Source organism: Tenacibaculum aestuariivivum (assembly GCF_964507685.1).
GTDB lineage: Bacteria > Bacteroidota > Bacteroidia > Flavobacteriales > Flavobacteriaceae > Polaribacter > Polaribacter aestuariivivum.
The window spans coordinates 2,455,089-2,474,873 of record NZ_OZ208414.1 but is presented as its reverse complement, the minus strand read 5'-3'; the positions used below and the strand labels follow the sequence as shown (position 1 = coordinate 2,474,873).

Here is a 19,785-nt window from a genome sequence, read left to right as displayed (position 1 = left end):
ACTTAATTTTTTGGTTTATTTTTGAGCATTGAATTATCAAGCCAATTTGATAGCAAATCATGAGCAGGAAAACACTACTTACTTCAAAAGAAATTGAAATCATTCTGCATCGATTAGCTTGTCAGTTAATCGAAAATCATAACGATTTTTCTAACACCGTTTTAATAGGACTGCAACCACGAGGTACATTTTTAGCAAAGCGATTAGCAAAATTGTTAACAGATGAATATCATATAAAAAACCTACAATTAGGTTTTTTAGACATTACCTTTTATCGAGATGATTTTCGTAGAAGAAATGAACCTTTAGAAGCAACATCAACCAAAATAGATTTTTTAATTGAAGATAAAAAAGTAGTTTTTATTGACGATGTACTTTATTCAGGTAGAAGTGTTCGAAGTGCTTTAACAGCAATTCAATCATACGGAAGACCTGATAATATTGAGTTATTAGTACTTATTGACCGTCGTTTTAGCCGTCATTTACCTATTCAACCTAATTATAGAGGTAGACAAGTAGATGCAATTAATGAAGAAAAAGTGGTTGTTAATTGGCTAGAAACCCATAAAAAAGATACAATTTACTTAGAAACCAAGCCTACTAAGCTTGATTAGCTATGATTATAAAAAAAAACTAAAATGAAGCAGTTAAGTGTTGAAAACTTATTAGGTATCAAATACCTTAACAAAACTGATTTAGAGCTTATTTTTGAAACTGCTTCTCATTTTAAAGAAGTTATAAATAGACCTATTAAAAAAGTACCATCTTTAAGAGATATTACAATTGCTAATTTATTTTTTGAAAATAGCACACGTACTAAGCTATCATTTGAACTAGCTGAAAAACGTTTATCTGCTGATGTTATTAATTTTTCTGCTGGACAATCATCAGTTAAAAAAGGTGAAACTTTAATTGATACGGTAAACAATATTTTAGCCATGAAGGTTGATATTGTGGTAATGCGTCATGCAAGTGTTGGAGCAGGAATATTTTTATCAAAACATGTAGATGCTAAAATTATCAATGCTGGTGACGGAACTCATGAACATCCAACGCAAGCATTATTAGATAGTTTTTCAATGCGTGAAGCCTTAAATAGTAATTTAAAAGGTAAAAAAATTGTTATTGTTGGTGATGTTTTACATTCAAGAGTAGCTTTATCAAATATATTTGCATTACAACTACAAGGCGCTCACGTTAAAGTTTGCGGACCAACTACTCTAATACCACGTTATATTACTAGCTTAGGCGTTGAGGTAGAAACAAATTTAAAAAAAGCTTTAGAGTGGTGTGATGTAGCTAATGTTTTACGAGTACAACATGAACGAATGGATATTAAATATTTTCCTTCAACACGAGAATATACCCAGCTTTTTGGTATTAATAGAGCGATATTAGATAGCCTTAATAAAGAGATTGTTATTATGCACCCAGGACCTATAAACCGTGGCGTAGAACTAACAAGTGATGTTGCAGACAGTAGCCAATCTATTATATTAAATCAAGTAGAAAATGGTGTTGCTGTGCGTATGGCTGCCATATACCTTTTAGCAGAACAAATAAAGAGATAACCATGAAAATAGAACATAAAAATAATTATACCTTAATTAGTTCTGAAGAGGATAATTTTAAAGATTTCTTCTTAACTTTTGAAAAAGAACATATTAACTATAACAAAAAAAACGTTATTATTAAAATTTTAGGTGATTTTTATTCTTCAAAAGAAAATATTTTGCTATTTTTGGAATATGCTGATAAACATCAACAAAACAATACCTCTTTTATTATTATTGTAAAAGATGTAAATATTGATGATTTTCCGGAAACCCTTAACATTGTTCCAACATTAATTGAAGCAGAAGATGTTTTAGAGATGGAAAATATACAGCGAGATTTAGGTTTTTAACCTAAATAAATACTTTAAACAAATATGTATGGCTAAAAAAATACTTTTTTTCTTCTTATTAATAACACTATCAAGTTTTTCTCAACAAAAATCTATAGATAAATTAGTAGCATCACCTAACCCTTTTACAAATAACACAAAGATATTTGTTACCTCTGAAAATAATCAAACAATAATTTTAAGTATTAGAAATATACTTGGTAAAACAGTATACACTAAAGAATTTGAAATTATAAAAGGGGGCAACACAATTCCTTTTGAGCGTAATAACTTAAAATCAGGTATGTATATTTATGCAATTCAAAGCAATAGTGAAATTATTTCTAAACGTTTTGTTATAAAGTAAATGAGTTTAAAACTAACTGTTTTAGGCTGTCACTCTGCTACTCCAAGAGTAAATGCACACCCTACATCACAATATTTAGAAATTAATAATAGTCATTTTTTAATTGATTGCGGAGAGGGAACTCAAAGGCAAATGAGAAAATACAAAATAGGATTTTCTAAAATTAATCATATTTTTATTTCTCATTTACATGGGGATCATTTTTTTGGCTTAATAGGTCTTATTTCAACATTCGGAATTTTAAACAGAGAAAAAGATTTACATATATACGGCCCAAAAGGAATTAAAGAAATTACTGTACTTCAATTAAAACTAACTAAATCATGGACTAAATACAAAACTTTCTTCCATGAATTAACATCTAACGAAAGTGAGTTAATTTTTGAAGATGATAAAGTTACTGTACATACTATTCCTTTAGATCATAGAATTTATACAAACGGTTTTTTATTTAAAGAAAAAAACAAACAAAGAAAATTACACATAGGTAATATTCAACAATACGATGAAATAGATACTTGTGATTATCATAACATTAAAGCAGGTAAAGATTTTACACTATCTACAGGTGAAGTTATACCTAATACCTTTTTGACAATGGACCCTCCAAAGCCTAAAAGTTTTGCTTTTTGTAGTGATACCGCCTATAAACCTAACATAGTTTCTATTATTAAAGAGGTAGATTTATTATACCATGAAGCTACATTTTTAAAAGATAGAGAAGATTTGTGTGAAAAAACAAAACACTCTACAGCACAACAAGCCGCAAGTATTGCCAATGCGGCAAATGTTCAAAAACTAATTATTGGACATTATTCTAGTAGATATGCCAATATAGATGATTTCAAAAAAGAAGCACAAATCGTTTTTAAAAATGTCGAATTAGCACAAGCAGGAAATTTATATTCTATGCAAAATACTCCTATTTCTATTAAAAATTAATATTGATTAGTTGATAATAAAACCAACGTACATGCTACTTCATACTTAATATTGTTTTCAAATAAGAGCTTGTAAAACTCTTCATTTTCAGTACCTGGATTAAATATTACTCTATTAGGTTTTAAACCAATAACATATTGATAATAATCTTTTTGACGTTTAGGGTTTAAATATAAAGTAACAGTATTTACATCTGTAAATGGCACTTTCTCTTTTTCAATAAAAACATCTAATACATTGCCACTTTTTAAACCAATTGCATAAGTTTTAATATTTTTATTACGTAACTTTTTAATAGCAATATTAGAATACCTTGTAGAATTTAAAGAAGCACCTATAACTAAAGTTGTTTTTTTCATCATAAAATGTAATAAGTATAATAAATTATTTGTAAAGTTATATACTATTGTAGTAATACTCTAATAATTAAAATAAAAAATCAAAGTAGTGCTTTGATTTCTTATTTATTAGTAAATATTACCAACGCATAATAACCGAACCCCATGTAAATCCACTACCAAAAGCTGCTAAGACTACTAAATCATTATCTTTAATTTTTCCTAGCTCCCACGCCTCGGTTAAGGCAATAATTATAGATGCTGCTGTAGTATTACCATACTTCATAATATTATTATATACTTTATCATCACTTAATTGAAATTTCTTTTGAATAAACTGTGCAATACGTAAATTTGCTTGATGCGGAATTAACATATCAATATCTTCTTTCTGTAATCCATTTGCTACCAATCCCTCTGTAATTGCTTCTGAAAAACGACATACCGCATGTTTAAACACAAATTGTCCGTTCATATAAGGGTAGTAAGAAATATCGTCTGGATCATTTTTTTCTAAAATTTCAGGAACCCAATGACTTGTAGATGGTCCTTCTAACATTAATTCTTTTGCATGTTTTCCTTCTGAGTGTAAATGAGATGATAAAATACCTTTTCCGGCTACTTCACTTCTTGACAAAACAGCTGCTCCTGCTCCATCTCCAAAAATTACAGAAACATTTCTTCCTCTTGTTGATTTATCTAAACCCCCTGAATGATTTTCGGCACCTATAACTAAAATATTTTTATACATTCCTGTTTTTATAAACTGATCAGCAACCGACATCGCATAAATAAATCCAGAACACTGATTGCGTACATCTAATGCACCAATGGTAGGCATATCTAACATTTCTTGTACCTGTACACCACCTCCAGGAAAATACATATCTGGACTTAAAGTTGCAAAAACAATAAAATCAATATCATCCTTTGTTAAACCAGATCGCTCAATAGCAATTCTAGATGCCTTTGCTCCCATTACAGCAGTTGTATCACCTGTTTTAGCATCTATCCAACGACGTTCTTCAATTCCTGTTCGCTCTTTTATCCATTCATTAGAAGTTTCCATAAATATTGTCAAGTCGTTGTTTTTTACAACATTTTCAGGAACGTAATATCCTAATCCTGTAATTTTTGAGTTATACATATATTATATTTATTTTTGGTAATTTGAAATTGTAAGTTATAAAAATAGTGATAAAAAACTGACTAAAAAGATAGCCATTTTAGCATAAAAAACGTCATCTTGTCATAAAACTTCTTTTGGTATTTTTTTTGACTACCTAAACATCAGAAAGCAATAGCAATCAATAAAATAATCAAAATATATAATTATGAGTAAAGGAAGTATTAATGTGTCGGTAGAAAATATATTTCCACTGATTAAAAAATTCTTGTATTCTGACCACGAAATTTTTTTACGTGAGTTAATATCAAACGGAACAGATGCAACTACAAAATTAAAACACTTAATTTCTATTGGTGAAGCTAAAACCGAATTAGGAGATGCTAAAATTGAAATTAGCATTGATAAAGAGGCTAAAACCATTACCATTAAAGATCAAGGTATAGGTATGACGGCTGATGAAGTTGAAAAATACATCAACCAAATTGCTTTTTCTGGAGCCGAAGAGTTTTTAGAAAAATATAAAGATGATAAAAACGAAACTGGTGTTATTGGACACTTTGGTTTAGGTTTTTATTCTGCTTTTATGGTAGCTCATAAAGTAGATTTAATTACAAAATCGTTTAAAGATGAACCTGCTGCACATTGGTCATGTGACGGTTCTCCTGAATATAGCTTAGTTGCACACGATAAAGCTGACAGAGGTACCGAAATTATTTTGCATATCGCTGAAGATTCTTTAGAGTTTTTAGAAGAAAGTAAAATTGGTGGTTTATTAAACAAATACAATCGTTTCAATCAAGTGCCAATTAAATTTGGAACAAAGAAAATAAACGATCCTGAATTTACGCCTGCAACTACTACAGATGCTGATGGTAAAGAAACTACTGAACCTCACCAACAAATTGAAGTTGATAATATTATCAACAACACAAACCCAGCTTGGACAAAAGCTCCTGCTGATTTAAATGATGAAGATTACACGAATTTTTACCGTGAATTGTATCCAATGCAATTTGAAGAATCTTTATTTCACATTCATTTAAATGTTGATTACCCGTTTAACTTAACAGGAATTTTATTCTTCCCTAAGTTAACGCAAAGTTTAGATATGCAAAAGGATAAAATCCAATTGTATCAAAACCAAGTATATGTAACTGATAACGTTGAAGGAATTGTTCCTGACTTTTTACAAATGTTAAAAGGTGTTATCGATTCTCCTGATATTCCTTTAAATGTTTCTCGTTCTGGTTTACAAGCTGACGGAGCTGTAAAGAAAATTTCGGGTTACATTACTAAAAAAGTTGCCGATAAATTAAGTTCTTTATTCAAAAAAGATAGAGCTGATTTTGAGCAAAAATGGAATGATATTAAAGTTATTATCGAATACGGAATGTTATCAGAAGATAAATTTATGGATAAAGCCAAAAAATTTGCTTTATATCCAACTGTTGCTGATACATACTTTACTTTTGATGAATTAGTTGAAAAAACTAAAGACAACCAAATCGATAAAGACGGAAATCACATTATTTTATATGCTTCTAATAAAGATGCTCAGCATAGTTATATACAAGATGCTACAGCCAAAGGTTATGAAGTTGTGGTGTTAGACTCGCCTATTGTATCGCATTTAATGCAAAAATTAGAAACTGCTGGCGAAACTAAAGTACAATTTGTTCGTGTAGATTCTGATTTTATTGACAACTTAATTAAGAAAGACGATGCTGTTATTTCTAAATTAACCGATGAAGAAAAAGAAGCTTTAAAACCTGTTATTGAAAGTACTGTTAACAATAAAAGTTATACGGTTCAATTAGAAGCTATGGATTCTGCTTCGTCTCCATTTATAATTACAGTACCTGAGTTTATGCGCCGTATGAAAGAAATGCAAGCTTCTGGTGGTGGAGGTGGAATGATGGGAATGGGTAATTTACCTGAAATGTATAATTTAGTTGTAAATACAAATGCTCCATTAGTTTCTGAAATTTTAAATGCTGACGAAAACAAAAAGAAAGAGTTAATTACACAGGCTTTTGATTTAGCTAAATTATCTCAAAACTTATTACATGGTGAGGCTTTAACTAACTTCATCAAACGTTCTTACGAACTTATTAAGTAATATTTTTTTACTTTTAAATATATTAAAAACCTCTTTGTGTTATGCAAAGAGGTTTTTTATTCTGTTTTATTTTAAGAAGATTTTTTAAAAGCAAAAGCATTATTGTTAATTATATTTTAAAACATAAAAATTTATTTGTTTTAGATAATTCTTTTCTGAAAATTTTAGCAGATTTTTCTACAAGTAAATTAAGATTACTAGATACTTCAGTTCGATTTAGTTTTTTTGTATCACCTATTAATTTAATATTTTCAAAAATGATTTCTTGTAGTTTTTTTTCGGTTTCATTATTTAAGTATAATATAATTTTTGAATTTAATTTATCTATTTTAATAACAGATAAATCATAAGGCTTAACATATTTTTCATCCATTTCAACTTTTTCATTTTCACTCATATCATTTATATTTGAAGATAAATGTTTTCTATCTTCAAAACAATAAGTCTTCAGTGTCATTAAATTTGTAACCGCGGAAACATAATCACTAATCAGTTCTCTAAGAGTTTCTATTCTTTTTATTCTTGAATTTGTTACTATGTTTAATTTTGCTTGATAAAGAGCTATTAATCCTGCAATCAATAATGTTAAAACTTTAATAATAAAATCTATCATATTTTTAAATTAGTTTTTTGTAAATAATTAAATTATCTAGCCCCGATTGAAGCAATTGTTTAAGCTCCTTTTTGTTTTTTTCAAACAAAAAGAGCGAGTGCGAAAAGCGGGAAATAGCTTCTAAAAAAAATTATATTTTAATAAACCTACTTACTAAATTATTTATTTGATCGGAAATTGATAGTTTAACTACTATAAATAAATACGTAGGTATAATTATAATACTTTTTAAAATAATATTAATTAATGGGTCTATTCTAAAACTTTTAATTGAAAATTGTGGTATCGAAAAATTCCAAAAATAGAAGACTAAAAATAATACTAAAATGATTAAAGTCATTTGTAATGTTTTTAGCGTATATGGAAACATTTTTAATTTATTATTTACAAACCAAAGTTTAAAGGCATTAAAAGTTACTACCGCTAATAAGGTTGCTAATGCTAACCCTTCGGTACCCATACCTATATTATTATAAAAAAACACATTTAAATAAGTAACCATAAACGCCATTCCAACGCCAATAGGCATGGTAATTCTATAAAATTTTGAATTTTGAATAATAGCACCATTATTACCTAAAGACATCATAAATAATTTAGCACTAGATATTAATAAAACTACCAAACCACCACCTGCATAATTTTTATTTGGCATTATTTTAAATAATTCGGCTACGTTACAGTTTACGAGTATAAAAAACAAACCGCCTATTAGCAATAAATTAATAGCGCTTTTATGATACAAACTGTTAGTTTCATTATTATTATTTTCATTAATGGCTTTTGAGGTTAATGGTTGTAAAATTTGCCCCATAGCCCTACTTGGCGCTTCAATAAAACTTCCTATAAATAATGCTACACCGTAATATGCAGCGGTTGCTAACCCATCTTTACCAGGAATCATTATTTTATCAATATCTAACACAAGTGCACCTGCACTTCCTGCCAAAACAATGTAAAATGAATAACGTAACACCTCTTTAAAATTAGATGGTAACGTAAAACTTAGTATTGGCGTGTACAGTTTAAACGCATAAAAAAGCATTAACAAGGTTCTTATTATATATGCAATAGTCATACAATACAAAAATTCTTGTTTTGTAATAATATTAAAGTTTACAGCAAATAACAACAGCATAATAGCAACCCTGTTGTAAAGTTCTTTTAAAACATTACCAAAAACCGATTGCATTTGTACTTTTGCCCACGAATAAAAAACTTCAAAATAAGCACAACACACCGCAATAATGTATATATAAATAGTATAGTTTTCAATAATTAAATTACCTTCAACATTACTTTTTGCTATATATCCCATTATTAAGTCATGAAAAAAATTCCAGCAAAAACCTATAGGTAATGCAACAAGTAAGGGTAAAAAAAGTACAGAACTTAAAAAACTATCTTTTTCTTTTTTAGTTTTATAAGCTGTAAAAAACTTAATAATAGTAAACTGAATACCTAATGCAATAATTGGCATTAATAAATTTGACGCAGCAAATACATAGGTTGCCAAACCGTAATACTCATCTTTTAAAAATCTTGAATATAAAACTAGGGTATTTATACCACCTATTAAAAATCCTAAATAGATAATTATGGTGTTTTTAAGCGATTGTTTTAATACGATTCCCAATTTATGATTTTATTAATTTGATAATTGATTGATATATTTTTTCGCCAACATTATTACCGTATAATGCTTCTTTAAAATATTTTGTTGCTTTTAAAAATTCGGTATAGGCAGTTATTATTTCTTGTGAATTTGTTGCCGTAATTTTAGCATAACCGTTAGTTACAAGCTCTGTCCATTCGGTTTCTTCTCTGGCAATAATGCAATATTTTTTATTAAAAAAGGCTTCTTTTTGAAGTCCGCCACTATCGGTAACAACTAAAGCACAATTTTTTAAAAGTTCGAGCATATCGAAATAACCAACAGGATTTATAAAAGTAATTTTCGGTTTTAAGCCGTATAAATTGAGCATTTTTTTTGTTCGAGGATGCAACGGCATTATCACTTTTTTTGATTTATTTATTTCTTCTAATCCTAAAAAAACATTGGTCAATTTTTGTTTATCCTCTGTATTTTCTTGACGATGAATAGTTGCTAATACAAAATCGTTTTTCAGCAAGTTTAAATCAGTAATAACTGTTGATTTTTCTTCAGAAAAAGCTCCGTAAAACGCTACAGCATCTTTCATAATATCGCCATGTTGCTCAATTTTAATAGCTAAATTATCAAAACCTTCTTGTTTTAAATTATCAATAGCAACTTGTGTTGGGCAACTTAATAAATCGGCAATTCTATCGGTTATAATTCGGTTTATTTCTTCGGGCATTTGCATATTATACGAACGTAAACCTGCTTCAATATGCACTACTTTTATATGTAATTTTTTTGCTGATAAAGCCCCAGCAACCGTAGAATTTGTATCGCCATAAACTACAATTGCATCGGGTTTTTCTACTAGTAAAATTTCTTCAATTTTTTCTAGCATTTGCCCAGTCATCGCACCATGATTTAAACCATTGATGTTTAAATTATATTTTGGCTTCGGAATTTGCATTTCATCAAAAAAAACAGCGCTCATATTGGCATCAAAATGTTGCCCTGTATGCACAATTATTTCTTCAATTTCTTGATGATTTTTTATGACTCTGCTAAGTACTGCTCCTTTTACAAACTGAGGTCTGGCTCCTAATATGGTGACTATTTTTTTCAAGAATTTACTACTTGTTTAAGTATTACTGATAATTTTTTGGTTAACTCTTTTCGATGATATTGTTCAATATTTTTTGAAGAAACTTGCAACCTATTTTCTTTGTAACTATTATAAAAACTTAAAACCGATTTTTTAATTGCTTCTTTATCATCAAAATCAACAATAGTTCCTGAATTGGTGTTTTTTAAAATTTCTGATAAATCGCCGTCTTCAGGTCCAATGGCTAATATAGGTCGTTTTGCTTGTAAATACTCAAAAATTTTACCTGTTATAATTCCCTTAGCACTTGGAACTTTATTTACAGCAAGTAATAAAACTTGTGAATTACGCTGATATTTTTGTACTTCTTTATGCGGAACATAATTTATTTTTTCAACATTTTTAAATTGATATTTTTCTAAATCAGTAATTACATCATCAGATAATTTACCAATTAATTTTATCTCTAAATCATTTTTAAAAGCATTATTTTCTTCGGATAATTCAGCCAAAGCCTTCCATAAAATAATTGGATTTCTATCAAAATTCATTAATCCGATATGCGTTATTGAAAATTTATCATCTAAAACAACATTGTTTTTTTCATTTTCTGATGAATCGTATCCATTAGTAATCACATGAATATTTTTTGAAAATTTATTGTAATTTTCTTTCATTGTTTTACCAACTACGAGTGTTGCATCAGCATTTTTTAAAACTTGTTGTTCTAATTGATGGTGTTTTTTTATTGATTTTTTAGTTAATGGTAATTGATGAAAATAATCAATATCCGTCCACGGATCACGAAAATCAGCAATCCATTTTATATTTGTTTTTTTCTTTAACTCCAAGCCTATTAAATGCAAACTATGCGGAGGACCTGTAGTAATAATAGCATCAATTTTATTTTCTGATAGATATTTTTCTAAATATTTTACTGATGGTTTTATCCAAAATTTACGAGCATCAGGAATAAAATAATTTGCTCTAATATATTGTAATATTTTTCCAAAAAAAGTTGGATTCGGATTTAAAAAACCGGCACTTATTTTGGTTTCCTTTTTTTTAAATATTGATAAGAAATCGTTTGGTTCATAAATGCCTTTTTTGATAACTTCTAAATTATCAGGAACATCACTTTTTAAAGATGCATCAATAATAGGATACTTAGCATTATGCACCGTATATACAACAGGTTCAATATTAAAATCTCGTAAATATTTTACAAATTTTAACCAACGTTGTACTCCCGAACCTCCTGCAGGCACCCAATAATAAGTAATAATTAGTACTTTCAAATTATATATATGTATATAAACTATGTAATTTCAAGCTTTCCTCTTCCCAGTTTTCTCCTTGATTCATTACTGCATCAAAAGCGTTATACTTCTTATAATCTAGTAGATTACCCTTTTGATGAATCATAAGAACCTTATCGGTAAAATCATTAACATCATCTGCTTTAAAAACTACTCCGCAATCGTATTTTTCTACAATTCGTTTTAAAGGTTTACAAGAACTTACTAATAACAAACTCTTACTCATCATTATTTGAAATAATTTATGAGGTATCGTATTATCGGTATGCTCGTTTGATTTATGAGGAATTATATTGATGTTAGATTCTTGCATAATGGTTGAAACTTCGTTAAAAGGTCTGTAACCAACAAACTTTACATTACGCTCTACTTTATATTTTCTAGTAATTTCTTTTAATTTTGTTTCAACGGCAAAACTTCCTTTACCTATTAAGAAAAGAGTGGCATTAGGTATTTTAGCTATAATTTGAGGCATTGCTTTAATAGCCGTATCAATTCCTCTGTGAGGTCCAAACCCACCTATATATGTTATTGAAAAATATTGAGGATTAATTATATTTTGTGCTACTGAGTTTAAAAAATTACTAGCAAATTCTTTTTTCTCAAAATTAGAAATAACCACCAACTTATTAGGATTAATATTAAAGTTAGTAATTAATTTTTGTTTCATTTCTTCTACTACACAAATAATAGTATCGTACTTTTTACAATATTTTCTTTCTTTATAAGACCATAAGGTAGGGTTCATAAAAATAAAATTCTTTAGTTTTATTATTGGATTTTTTTTCCATAAAAACCAAGTTTTTAAAGCCTCTGGATAATTTTCATGCATATCTAAAATTACTTTTTTAACTTTAGTTTTAAATAGATATCCTGTGCCTGCTAATGGTAAATCATGAATATGAAGGTAATCTATATTATATTGCTTCATAGCTTTTTTTATTCCGAATAAAAAAAGAAGATTTATATTAAAAATACTTTCAAAAACATCGTGTAAACCTTTTTTAGAATTCGAATAATTAGCGCCTATTCTGAAAATAGTAACACCATTAACTAGTTCTATTTTTTTATCATTTTTTTGGTGTGGACAAATAACTATCACTTTATTTCCACTATTAACTAACGATTCAGCTTCTTTTCGAACTCTTATGTCATTAGGATAAGAAGCGTCTACCACCATAGCTATATAACTCATGATAAAAAAGCTATACATTTTTTCAAGATACGTTCTGTTGCGTTTCCGTCCCAAAAAATAGGAACTTCTCCTTCTCTAAAACTTTTGTTCTCAATAGCTTTTAAATGATTGATAATTTTTTCATTATCAAAAGACATTAAAATGTTAGTTCCTTTAGTTATAGTTACTGGACGCTCTGTATTTTCTCTTAAAGTGATACACGGTATTTTTTGAAAAGTGGTTTCTTCTTGAATTCCTCCACTATCTGTAACTACACAAAATGAATATTTTATTAGTTTTTGAAAAGCAAAATAGTTTTGTGGTGGAATAATTTTTAATCTCTTTATAGACTTGAGTGAATTTAATAATTCATTTTTAATGAAACTTTTTTTTGTTCTTGGGTGTAATGAAAATACTATGTTATATTTTATAGTTATCTCTTGTAAGAGACTTATTATTTTATGAAGACTCTCTTTAGTATCTACATTTCTTGGCCTATGCATGGTTACCAAAATATAATTTTTATAAGTAATATCATCTAATATGGTTGATGCTTCTATTTGTTCTTTAAAATGAACAAGTGTATCAATCATTGTATTTCCAACATATGCTATTTGAGAGTCTGTTTTTCCTATATTTTTTAAATTCTCAATCCCACTTTCTTCAGTAACAAAACAGATATCCGAAATTTCATCGGTTATAACTCTATTTATTTCTTCTGGCATTTCTCTATCTAAACTTCTCAACCCACTTTCTACATGTCCTAATTTTAAATTTAATTTGTTAGCAGTAATTGAAGCCGCTAAAGTTGAATTGACATCTCCTACAGAAAGTAACAAATCAGGATTGAATTCATTTATAACTCCTTCTAGTTTAATCATGATTTCTCCGATTAAACTATTAGCTGATTTTCCATTTATATTTAAAAAATAATCTACTTTAATATTAAAATTCTCTAAAAATATAGCAGACATTTTCTCATCATAATGCTGACCTGTATGTGCTATTTTTAAGTCAATATTTTGTAATATTGCTTGTTTTTTAAATTGGGTTATTTTTACAAAATTGGGTCTAGTGCCCACAACAATTAAAATTTTCTTCCTCATTTTTTCTATATCTAACCTCTAATTACTTTTTTTATTGTGGAGCTTGGTCTAAGAATTAATAACTATATATGTAAATTTACTTTATCTTATTAAACTAAAATGTCCTGTTTTTTTTTATTATTTCTTGATTATTTTCTTTTAAAATCAATAAATACCAATAATCATTTGAAGGCATTTGATAACCATTATAAGTTCCATTCCAAATTAAAGGATTTAATTTACTATTTCTAAGATTAAGTAGTTTTCCAAATCTATCATAAATAAACATCTCTACTTGTTCATAAGACTCTACACCTCCTATAACCCAACTATCATTAAAACCATCCATATTCGGCGTAAAAAAAAGCGGTATCTTAATGTTATTAATTTGATTGACAAAAAAAATATAACTAACTGATTTAGAACAATAACTGGAAAAAGGCGTAAAAGTGTAGACTGTTTTCCCGAGTCTTGTAGTATCAAATATCGGGTTCCAAACACCTGAAATCAAATTATCAGAAATACTAGGTAATATATAATCTTCTCCTTCTTTCAGTATAGTTTTTAGAGTTGAAAAAACAGGAGTTACTATTTTTGAGATAGTAATATCTTGTTGAAATTCTTCTGTACATTCTAATGAATTTGGAGTAAAAGTATAACTTGTTGTACCTAAAATAGTTGTATCTAAAAATGGTGACCAGTTTCCTGATATTGAATTATCTGAAATTATTGGTAAAGAATAAGAACTTCCTAAGCATAATTCTGTTTCTAGAGTTGAAAAAACAGGTTTCTTAGCTTCTAAATCGGGTACTATAATACCTTTATAGTATTTAAAATCATCTATATAACCTTTAAAGTAATACCCAGAGTTATTAGTGTTTTGATCATGCCTTCCTAAAGTTCCTGGTGAACTAGAATAAGCTAAATCTCCTCCAGATCCAGAATACCCTCCTCCTAACTCTTTACAATCCTCATAAATTCTCATATCATTCTCATTAACAACAATAATTTGAATTAGATGCCAATCTGAATCGATTACATTATTACTTAAGTACCCCCTTCTGTTATTAGCTGTATAATTAGATGAACCATCTCCATACCCTACTGCATATTTACCTGTAGAAGATTGACTTGTAAAAAAAACTCCTGAATTAACATCTTCTTGATAAGAGGTATTAAAAACAGCTCTATCTGTAACATCATCACTATCATATTTAATCCAAAAAGTAAATGAAACTGGTAAATTTGGTTTTAGCTCATCTAAATTAGGAAAATCTACATAATCATCAATCCCATCGAAGTATGCTGCAGAATTTAGATTACCACTCCTATCAGTTGCGTACGAAATACCATATGAGTCACCATTATAATTATTTCCACTTATATCATTACTATTACCATTGAAAGAATAATGTAATAAAAGTTCTTGTGAATTAATAATAAGACTAAACGAGAATAATAATATTGCTATTATTTCTTTTTTCATTAATTAATCAATTTTTTAACAACAAATTTAAAAAAAAAATACTAGTAAAAACAAAATTAAAATATATTCAAATGATGCATTATTACTAATAATATTTAACTAATAAAAAACAACAATTACTCTCTTATTAATATTAACAACCTAAAAATTAAAGTAAATAAAAACCTAGAAAACATCCAATTTATATATTTATAAAAAAACTATGCATCTAACACAAAATTAAACTATTAAAAATTAAAAACTAGTAAGTTTACAAACCTATCTAAAGTAAATATTTCTTGATTACTACCTAGTTCAAAATAAAAATTATTTGGTTTTTGAAAGCTAAAACAAAATATAATAAAGTACGCATAGTATCAACTAATTTTAAGTTAAATAAGTTTAGTATTCTTTCTTTTTTTACGAATAACAAACCATGATACGGAAATTAAAAGCAATAAAACATATGAAGATAGCGTAATTTTATTTCCTGTTTGTATTATTTTCGGCTCGTATTTAAAGATAACTTCGTGTTTTCCTTTTGGTATTTCCATACCTCTAAGTACATAATTCACTTGATAATGTTCAGTTTTAACGCCATCTAAATAAGCATTCCAACCATCTTTATAATAAATTTCTGAAAATACAGCAAACTGATTTTCTTGCGTATCAGTTTTATAAACCAGCGTTGTAACATCATTTTTAATTAATGAAATTGTAGCTGTTGAATCTTTTTTAAATAGATTCTTATAATCCATATATCCTTGTGGACTTCTTTTTAATTCTTGTCCATTAATTACGGCTGATGTTTTAGTATTTAAACTATCTAAAGCAACTATTTCTTCATCTGCGGATGCAACAATTTTTAAATTATATACAAACCATGCATTTCCGTTTACATCAGTATTTTCTTGTAATTTATCATCGCCAACAATAAAGTATTTTGCATTTAGCATGTTTAATACTTCGATATTATTTTTTGAAATCTGATAATCAAATAATTCTTGATATCGCTTCATTTTAGCCGCATGATATCCTCCTATCGAATTATGAAAATACGATGTTCTTCCATCTTGCATAGGATTTACGCTAAAATTTGCTACACGATAATGGCTCTTATCTTTTAAAATTTCTTTATCAGTTTCGGTTGCCGTAAATGGTTTTAACACTTTTCTTGCCGATGTAAAATCTTCTTTATTTACGTATTTAATATCAACAGAAACTAAATCAAAAATAATTAAAACTCCTAAAATTATTATAACAGGCACTTGTTTTAATTTTCCTTTCAGATAAAACCACAATAATACAGCTGATGCTAAAATCAATAAAAAAGAACGAACACTATCATTAAATAACATGGCTTTTCTATCAGCAATTAAAGCATCAATTAACGTTGGTAATTGCTGATATTGCGCATCTCTTAATCCTTCAAAAGCAAATAAACTAGATCCGAAAAGTGCAAATAATAAAGTAATTCCTCCTAAAACATAAAAAGCATTTTTTAAAGCATTTTCTTTTTCTTCGGATGCTATTTTTGATGAAAACAAATCACGTAAAGCTATAATTCCTAATAACGGAACGCACAATTCTGCAATTACTTGAATCGATGAAACGGCTCTAAATTTATTATAAAGTGGTACATAATCGATAAAAAAATTAGTAATTCCTGCAAAATTTTTCCCCCAACTTAATACTATTGAAAAAATAGTTGCCGACACTAACCAATATTTTAAACGTCCTTTTACCAAGAAAACACCTAAAAAAAACAAGAAAAATAAAATTGCACCTATATATGCAGGTGCTTCTACAATTGGTTGTGTTCCCCAATAAGTTAAAACTTGTTTCGAATACTCTTTAGCAACACTTCTACCTGCATTTTTTTCTAAAGTTTGATAAAATTCAGAATCTGAACTCAATTCTTCAACAGTTCCACCGCCCATAAAACGAGGAATTATCAAATTAAAAGTTTCAGCAATTCCGTAACTATATTCTGTAATATATGATTTTTCTAAACCTGTTGATTTTTCTTTTGGAGAACCGTCTGGATTAATAGTTAATGCCGATTTTCCTCGGGTACTAAAATCGCTATATTCTTTCATCGATAACAATCGAGTTGAATTTACACCTAAACCAATCACCATTGCAACTATCAAAATAATGGCTTGTTTCCCAAATACGGGCAAATTTTTAGTTTTAAATGCTTCAATAAATTCAACAATTACTAATATCAATAAGCAAAAACCTAAATAATAGGTCATCTGCGGATGATTTGTATAAACTTCCAAAGCCATCGCCAAAGCAGTAATTACAAATCCTACTAAATATTTTTTTCTAAAAATGTATAAAACACCTGCAATTACCATTGGCATGTAACCGATTGCGTGAGCTTTTGCATTGTGTCCTGCTCCAAAAATAATAATTAAATACGTCGAAAAGCCGAAGGATAAACTTCCTAAAATGGCTAATTTCCAATCTACTTTTAAGGCGGTTAATAGTAAAAAGAATCCGAAGAAATATAAAAACAAATAATCTGCGGGACGTGGTAAAAAACGAATTGCTTTATCAATATATCTAACAAAATCATTCGGATAATAAGCACTTACCTGATATGCTGGCATACCGCTAAATGCATTTCCTAGCCAATATGGTTCTTCTCCTTTTTCAGTTCGATAATCTTTTACTTCTTTCGACATCCCTATAAACTGGGTAATGTCATTCTGTCTTATCTCTTTACCTCTTAAAACAGGATTAAAATATAGTAATGATATTATTGCAAAAATTACTATTGTTACTGCAAATGGTATAATTTTCTTATAGTTCATCTTTAATCTATTTCTTCAAAATCAACATACTCACCAACAGTATTATTGCTTTCTTTTGTCGATTTTGGTTTCTTATCAACAATTGTTTTTCCTGTTTCTACAGTTGTTTCTTGCTGATTGTTATATTGTTGATTTGCTTTTTTATGAACTTTGTCAACTGCTTTTTTTAACAAATAAGGAGCAAATAATTTTACAAGAAATTTAACTACATAATAAATTAATACTATTATCAATAAAGTTCTTAAAAAATTCATAGGTCCTGCTTCATTTAAATGTATCATCATAAACTTTAATAAAAATTTAATCAAAAATAACAATTTGAAGCAAAAGGAAGCGTTAAGACTTTACAAAACTTATATTAAATAGTAATTTGTATTTTTTGTATGTTTGTAATAACTGTATAAATTGATTTTATAACATGATTAAGAAACTTATTCTATTTTTTACTTTTTTCTCAGCATTAGCTGTAAGTGCTCAATATACTACAGTTATAAATTCAAATAGACCAGGCTTTTCAGAAAGCCCGTATAGTGTTGGTACAGGTGTATATCAATTTGAATCTAGTTTATTTTATAAAAAAGCAAATGCAACTCCTATTTACAGTAACCCAGAAGCTTTAGGTGTAAACTTATTATTTAGAACTACTTTTTTTATTGAAAAATTAGAGTTAAATGTGAATACAACTTTTCAAAAAGGCAAAATTGCATTCAAAAATATTTTTGAATCTTCTTACAATGAAACAGGTTTAAGTAAACTTACTTTAGGAGCTAAATATTTAATATATACACCTAAATACGACGATAAAAAAGAAGAAATTAGAAGCTGGAAGGCAAGGCATTCTTTTGATTATAAAAGGTGGATACCTCATGTAGGTATTTATGTAGGAGCTAACTTTGGTAGTATTTTAACTAATTATTATGAAAAAGGAGGCATAAATACTAAGGTTGGTCTTTTACTTCAAAATGAATTTTCTGATAAACTATATGTTATTACAAATTTATACTATGATTACATAGGTAGTGACTTTTCTGAATACTCTTATATTATTACAGGAACATATAATTTTAATGATTACTGGTCTGGTTTTGCCGAATTACAAGGAACCTTTGATCAATATGAAAAGAAAACTAATATAGGAACTGGAGCTGCTTACTTATTTAACGAAAACTTACAATTTAATGCTACCGTAAGAGGAACTTTACAACAAAAAGAAATTGGTTTATATACAGGTATTGGCCTTTCATATAGAATAGATAAACACAAGGATAAATTTATTGAGGTAGATGAATTTGATAATAAACTAGAAGAACAAAAAACTAAAGAATACGACGAAAACAAAGGTTTTTTTGGTCGTTTGTTTTCAAAAATTAAAAAATTGTTTCAAAAGAAAGACAAACAAACTATAGTTTTAAAAAATGGTGAGAAAGAAGAAGAAATAACAATTGAAAAACCAAAAAGAGAACGTTCTAAATCTTTAATTAATGTAATAGCTAAAGAAGATAAGAAAGAAAAGAAAAAAACTACAAAATCTGAGAAAAAAGCTGCTAAGAAAGCTGCTAAAAAGCTAAAAAAAGAAAAAAAGAAAAAAGAAAAAGAGGCTAATAAAAAAGAAAAGCAGCGTTTAAAACTTGAAAAAGAAATTTTAAAGAGTGAAGAAAAAGAAGCCAAACTAAAAGAAGAGGAACGTTTAAAACTTGAAAAAGAAATTTTGAAGAGTGAAAAAAAAGAAGCCAAACTAAAAGAAGAGGAACGTTTAAAACTTGAAAAAGAAATAAAACAATTAGAAGAAGATTTAAAAAAGGAAGAAGAAAATAAGGATAATTAA

General features: G+C 27.9%; 18 protein-coding genes. 7 read left to right on the top strand and 11 right to left on the bottom strand.

Annotated elements, in window-relative coordinates:
- The first annotated feature begins 59 nt into the window (after positions 1-59).
- From pyrR to ACN5J4_RS11100, 5 genes are read left to right on the top strand one after another with little or no spacing between them, the layout of a single operon-like run.
- Positions 60-614 carry a bifunctional pyr operon transcriptional regulator/uracil phosphoribosyltransferase PyrR gene (pyrR, locus tag ACN5J4_RS11120; RefSeq protein WP_418650056.1) on the top strand — a complete coding sequence of 185 codons (555 nt, stop codon included), beginning with the start codon at positions 60-62 and terminating at the stop codon, positions 612-614.
- A 24-nt stretch (positions 615-638) separates the two neighbouring features.
- On the top strand, positions 639-1,571 hold the full coding sequence (locus ACN5J4_RS11115) for an aspartate carbamoyltransferase catalytic subunit (RefSeq protein WP_418650055.1): 933 nt from the start codon (positions 639-641) through the stop codon (positions 1,569-1,571).
- 2 nt (positions 1,572-1,573) lie between these two features.
- Entirely contained in the window at positions 1,574-1,906 is a 333-nt protein-coding gene (locus ACN5J4_RS11110) for a hypothetical protein (protein ID WP_418650054.1), read from the top strand.
- Positions 1,907-1,934: 28 nt separating this feature from the next.
- A complete protein-coding gene (locus tag ACN5J4_RS11105; RefSeq protein WP_418650053.1) occupies positions 1,935-2,252 on the top strand; it encodes a T9SS type A sorting domain-containing protein in 318 nt (105 codons plus the stop codon).
- Positions 2,253-3,194 carry a ribonuclease Z gene (locus ACN5J4_RS11100; protein WP_418650052.1) on the top strand — a complete coding sequence of 314 codons (942 nt, stop codon included), beginning with the start codon at positions 2,253-2,255 and terminating at the stop codon, positions 3,192-3,194.
- Here ACN5J4_RS11100 and ACN5J4_RS11095 read toward each other — a convergent pair.
- Together ACN5J4_RS11095 and ACN5J4_RS11090 are read right to left on the bottom strand one after the other, a co-directional pair.
- Entirely contained in the window at positions 3,191-3,553 is a 363-nt protein-coding gene (locus ACN5J4_RS11095) for a CoA-binding protein (RefSeq protein WP_418651168.1), read from the bottom strand. The two genes, ACN5J4_RS11100 and ACN5J4_RS11095, sit on opposite strands and share 4 nt — an antisense overlap.
- Positions 3,554-3,671: 118 nt before the next feature.
- A complete protein-coding gene (locus ACN5J4_RS11090; protein WP_418650051.1) occupies positions 3,672-4,679 on the bottom strand; it encodes a 3-oxoacyl-ACP synthase III family protein in 1,008 nt (335 codons plus the stop codon).
- A 187-nt stretch (positions 4,680-4,866) separates the two neighbouring features.
- Here ACN5J4_RS11090 and htpG point away from each other — a divergent pair, with 187 nt between their 5' ends.
- On the top strand, positions 4,867-6,780 hold the full coding sequence (gene htpG, locus ACN5J4_RS11085) for a molecular chaperone HtpG (protein ID WP_418650050.1): 1,914 nt from the start codon (positions 4,867-4,869) through the stop codon (positions 6,778-6,780).
- A gap of 109 nt (positions 6,781-6,889) precedes the next feature.
- On the opposite strand, the gene ACN5J4_RS11080 is transcribed toward htpG, so the two are convergent.
- The 9 genes from ACN5J4_RS11080 to ACN5J4_RS11040 all read right to left on the bottom strand — a co-directional run bounded on the left by ACN5J4_RS11080 (position 6,890) and on the right by ACN5J4_RS11040 (position 18,244).
- The gene (locus tag ACN5J4_RS11080; RefSeq protein WP_418650049.1) at positions 6,890-7,393 is read right to left on the bottom strand and encodes a hypothetical protein; all 504 of its coding nucleotides are present in this window, start codon (positions 7,391-7,393) and stop codon (positions 6,890-6,892) included.
- A 130-nt stretch (positions 7,394-7,523) separates the two neighbouring features.
- A complete protein-coding gene (locus ACN5J4_RS11075) occupies positions 7,524-9,029 on the bottom strand; it encodes a lipopolysaccharide biosynthesis protein (RefSeq protein ID WP_418650048.1) in 1,506 nt (501 codons plus the stop codon).
- 1 nt (position 9,030) lies between these two features.
- The gene (gene wecB / locus ACN5J4_RS11070; RefSeq protein WP_418650047.1) at positions 9,031-10,116 is read right to left on the bottom strand and encodes a non-hydrolyzing UDP-N-acetylglucosamine 2-epimerase; all 1,086 of its coding nucleotides are present in this window, start codon (positions 10,114-10,116) and stop codon (positions 9,031-9,033) included.
- Positions 10,113-11,393 (bottom strand): glycosyltransferase family 4 protein, encoded by a 1,281-nt coding sequence (locus ACN5J4_RS11065; protein WP_418650046.1) that lies wholly within the window; start codon positions 11,391-11,393, stop codon positions 10,113-10,115. The genes wecB (ACN5J4_RS11070) and ACN5J4_RS11065 overlap by 4 nt, the downstream gene beginning before the upstream one ends.
- Position 11,394: 1 nt before the next feature.
- Entirely contained in the window at positions 11,395-12,609 is a 1,215-nt protein-coding gene (locus tag ACN5J4_RS11060) for a glycosyltransferase (RefSeq protein ID WP_418650045.1), read from the bottom strand.
- Positions 12,606-13,694, bottom strand: a complete 1,089-nt coding sequence (gene wecB / locus ACN5J4_RS11055; RefSeq protein WP_418650044.1) for a non-hydrolyzing UDP-N-acetylglucosamine 2-epimerase — start codon at positions 13,692-13,694, stop codon at positions 12,606-12,608. Before wecB (ACN5J4_RS11055) ends, ACN5J4_RS11060 begins: the two co-directional genes overlap by 4 nt.
- A 94-nt stretch (positions 13,695-13,788) precedes the next feature.
- Entirely contained in the window at positions 13,789-15,159 is a 1,371-nt protein-coding gene (locus ACN5J4_RS11050) for a T9SS type B sorting domain-containing protein (RefSeq protein ID WP_418650043.1), read from the bottom strand.
- Between the two features lie 371 nt (positions 15,160-15,530).
- Positions 15,531-17,960, bottom strand: coding sequence for a YfhO family protein (locus tag ACN5J4_RS11045; RefSeq protein ID WP_418650042.1), 2,430 nt, complete (start codon positions 17,958-17,960; stop codon positions 15,531-15,533).
- 2 nt (positions 17,961-17,962) lie between these two features.
- A complete protein-coding gene (locus tag ACN5J4_RS11040; protein ID WP_418650041.1) occupies positions 17,963-18,244 on the bottom strand; it encodes a DUF4834 family protein in 282 nt (93 codons plus the stop codon).
- 134 nt (positions 18,245-18,378) lie between these two features.
- On the opposite strand from ACN5J4_RS11040, the gene ACN5J4_RS11035 reads away from it, so the two are divergent.
- Positions 18,379-19,785, top strand: coding sequence for a transporter (locus tag ACN5J4_RS11035; RefSeq protein ID WP_418650040.1), 1,407 nt, complete (start codon positions 18,379-18,381; stop codon positions 19,783-19,785).